The sequence below is a fragment of the Thalassolituus sp. UBA2009 genome, assembly GCF_002335285.1.
GTDB lineage: Bacteria > Pseudomonadota > Gammaproteobacteria > Pseudomonadales > Oceanobacteraceae > Venatoribacter > Venatoribacter alkanivorans.
This window is the reverse complement of record NZ_DDCJ01000129.1, coordinates 6,003-9,556: the sequence shown is the minus strand read 5'-3', so window position 1 is coordinate 9,556 and position 3,554 is coordinate 6,003. Positions and strand designations below refer to the sequence as shown.

Below are 3,554 nucleotides of genomic sequence, written 5' to 3'. Positions count from 1 at the left end.
CTGGTATGACGATATGGCTCTGGCGGATGTGATTGGTGGCCGGGTTGAAACCCGCTCACATTTGTTCGGGACACTGGCCGGAATATTTTTCTTGATGCAGCTGTACTGGCGACGAATTCTCAGGCTGGCACCGTCAGACTAGGAGCGTATCGGCTAAGCCGATGAGAAGCATCGGAGCAATAAAAAAGGCAGCCACGCTGCCTTTTTTATTGCTCTTTTTACCAGGCGGTTACCGGGTCAGCCGTTGGCGGCTATCGGCATCTGCTTGTGTGACTGACGATACTGAGCCGGGCTCTGATCAATTTCTTTGATAAAGATCCGGTCCAGAGTGCGACGGCCGGACAAGCCGATATTCAGCGCAATCTGCTCAATACTTTCATCGGTATTAACCAACAGGCGTTTGGCGGTTTCCAGACGCACACTGGTTACAATCTGCTTCAGCGAGGTTTCTTCGCGGTGCAGGTGGCGGTTCAGAGTGCGGGCACTGATGTGGAAGTAATCAGCAACTTCCTGCTGGTTGGCATTCAGGCGTATTTTGTTCTGCAGGAAAGCCTTGCGGATGCGCTCAGCCAGAGAGCCGGAGCGTGCCAGTTTGCGGTATTGCTCTTCCACCTCGCGCTTCATCATATTCAGAATGTGCGGATTGGTGTTATGCAGACCTTCATCCAGCCACTTACTGTGGAACTGGATAGAACATTCGTCAGCATTGAACTGCACGTCGCTGCGCCATTGCGAGCTGTAGTGCTCACTGTACTGCGTGGCCGGGAATGGCAGGGCGATGGTACTGATGCTCAGTTCCGGGCCACACAGCTGTCGCAGCCAGCTCAGCAGGGTGCTGATAATGATTTCGGTGCGACGGCGCTGAGTTGAAACAATAAAGTTCTCTTCAACCGGCAGTTTTACCTTAATGATGTTATCGCGGGTACGGGTTACCTGAATTTCCAGCTGATCACTCAGCAGGGAGGAAAACTTCTCCAGATAATAGAGTGCTTCGCGCAGGGTGTTGCAGCATAGAAACAGGTGCTGCAGCTGGCAGCTGCTGTGAACGTTGAATTTATGTGACGACTGCACACACAGTGACTCGTCATTTGTACGCTTAACCAGCTGGCTGATTAATTCATCGGCATCTTCTGCGTTGATCCGGCTGTCAGGATCTTTCAGTTGCTTAAGCACACGCTGAATCGCACCGGAAGCACTGTCCGGCAGCTGATCAAAAAACGTAGGGCCTGCAGCTTCCAGCAGAGGACGAACCAATGCGGTGGATACGTAACCTTGTTCCATGTTCATAGGCGTCTAATCTGATTCGGTTTTTGTTTTTTAACCTTACTCAATAGCAAGCGGTATGCCACTGATAGGTTGGTAAAAAGAGCAGGCATTATGGTAAATGAATGTGACCAAATTTGTCATGTGTTACCGTAGGTAACAAAGGGCTGGCACTTATCTACCCGAGCCCCCATTCTGGTCTAATGAGAAAGGTTATATTGTGACGAATCTAACAATTATTGGCATAAACCTACCCGGAATGAGGTTTTTTTAGCATTTTCTTGTCCGGGCAGGAGGTGAAGAAGGTACGGTTGTTCGCTTTTTCAGAATTCGTACTGCGCACCCAATGTTATCAATTGGAAGCGAACACGGCTGAACTCTTTGCTATCCAGCGCCGTTGTCTCCAATTCGGCGCGTAATGCCAGATCAGGAAGCGCGCGCCAGAAGAATCCGCCACCGGAAATCTGGTCAACGGCAGATGTTTGTTTGGTGCTGACGATACGGCGGCTGATGGTTTGGTCCTGGAATGCTTTGATTTCAACAGTGTCATAATCAGCCACCCACAGGTTGGCACCGGTTTTCAGGAAAAAATCGATACTGTCGGTCAGTGGGAAACGGTAGCGGAAAGTAATAAGAAAACTTTGCGGACGGGCGCTGGCAAAGCCGGTGTAGGTGGCATAGGCCTGTTCGCTGGCTGTTGCTTTGGTTCCGGCTACTGTGCCGTGTTTCGCGTTTTTAAACGTCGGTGGCTTATCATCAGCCACATCAGTGAAGTCGGCTTTCGGATCATCGTAACTGGCCTCACCAATATCCATAATGCCGAATTCCAGAGCCAGCCGGTCGGTAATGTTGGGTCCGAATGTCAGTTTGATGGTGTTGCCGAAAGAGTCCATATCCTGAGAGTCAGTGATACCGCCCTGCAGGCCAACAAATCCGCCTTCAGCCTGTGCTGCAGGGGATAGCAGGGATAAACCGAGCAGAGAGCTCAGCGCCAGCGAAGTCAGCATGCCACCACGTGCAGGTGTGCAGGAATATGAGGCCATAGTGAGGGAGTCCATTTTTATAGTTGTTCTGATCTGCCTGAGCAGGAATTATCTTGTTATTTTGTTGGCAGGAATTCAGCGGTATTCGCTACAGATTCCTGACGTTTGCGCATGATACCAGCCACCGCTTCAATATAAAGCCACTCTTCGGGCAATTTACGTTATAAAACCGCAGCCGGATGCAGCAGGCTGCACGTTCTGGAGTGCGTCTGGCAGAGCGCACTGTGGATGGAGGTCCGGGAGATATAGGCCTATTTGTCATTAAGTCTGTCCGATGAGCCTCTGATATTGGAAAATATGGCAATAATTGCCTTTATTTTCCGGCGAATTTTGCTATCGTTTATGAAAATCAATTCTTAAAACTACGGTTAATATGACAATTCGAGGTGTGAATTCTCCGGCAAAGCCAGCTACCTGGCTGGGAGAAAACGGCATTGTCTACCACGACCTTCACGGCTTCAGCCATTTGACGATCGATCTTGTCCGTTTTATGCACAATGCTCATGGGCGGATTGCGGGGCAGCGCAAGCGACCTGTATTACTGCTGGGGCAGGATATTCTTACCGTTGATTTCGAGGTGCAGCTTTTCGCTTCACACCCCGATCTTCTGCGTACCACAACAGCGCTGGCGATTGTGGGCGACTCTTTTATGCTGCGTCATCTGACGGCGATGTTTCTCAGTTATCACGCTCCCGCCTATCCGGTGCAACGCTTTGATCAGCGTGATGAGGCCGAATGCTGGCTGACGGGGATAGCCGCTCAGGCTCAGCATGGCTGAGCCTGAAGGCTGCTTCTGTCTCTTCAGATTTTCTCAATCCGTCCTTTCATATGAACCTTTTCGCCTCGGACGCTGCGCAGCTCGAAGTCGATGCCAGCGTTGTTTGGCTGATCACTGCTGAGTGTTTCGTGCAGGTTGTAGTGCAATTCGACAGCGGATGGCAGGAAGACCGGCAGCTTAAATTCAGTCGTCAGGCGACAAGCATCGCTGTGCAGCAGGGGTTGCAGCGCCGCCGCTGTACGGGCTTTGCTCCACATACCATGGGCAATGTGGCTTTTGAAACCGAACAGTTTGGCTGACAGAGCGTAGAGGTGAATGGGATTGGAATCACCGGAAACCCGCGCATAGCGCCGACCCAGATTACTGTGCAGCGTCCAGCGTTCTACGGTGGCGAAGCTGGCCAGTGGTGGTCGCTCTTTTTTCGCTCCTTTGGCTTCAGTGCTGCGCATGCGCGCCAGATTGGTACTGAC

The 3,554-nt window shown here is 51.3% G+C and carries 4 protein-coding genes; 1 reads left to right on the top strand and 3 read right to left on the bottom strand.

The genetic code is table 11. From position 1 onward, the window contains the following. Nucleotides 1–237 precede the first annotated feature (237 nt). Both B3P58_RS15700 and B3P58_RS15695 read right to left on the bottom strand, forming a co-directional pair. Entirely contained in the window at nucleotides 238–1,287 is a 1,050-nt protein-coding gene (locus B3P58_RS15700; RefSeq protein ID WP_145469434.1) for an AraC family transcriptional regulator, read from the bottom strand. A 299-nt stretch (nucleotides 1,288–1,586) separates the two neighbouring features. Next, nucleotides 1,587–2,306: an outer membrane beta-barrel protein gene (locus B3P58_RS15695; RefSeq protein WP_186435941.1), complete on the bottom strand. Its 720-nt coding sequence runs from the start codon at nucleotides 2,304–2,306 to the stop codon at nucleotides 1,587–1,589. 373 nt (nucleotides 2,307–2,679) lie between these two features. Between B3P58_RS15695 and B3P58_RS15690 the strand changes: the two genes are divergently transcribed. Beyond that, on the top strand, nucleotides 2,680–3,084 hold the full coding sequence (locus B3P58_RS15690; protein WP_230330638.1) for an STAS/SEC14 domain-containing protein: 405 nt from the start codon (nucleotides 2,680–2,682) through the stop codon (nucleotides 3,082–3,084). A gap of 23 nt (nucleotides 3,085–3,107) precedes the next feature. On the opposite strand, the gene B3P58_RS15685 is transcribed toward B3P58_RS15690, so the two are convergent. Beyond that, on the bottom strand, nucleotides 3,108–3,554 hold a 447-nt coding region (locus tag B3P58_RS15685; protein WP_286718947.1), incomplete at its 5' end, for a MaoC family dehydratase.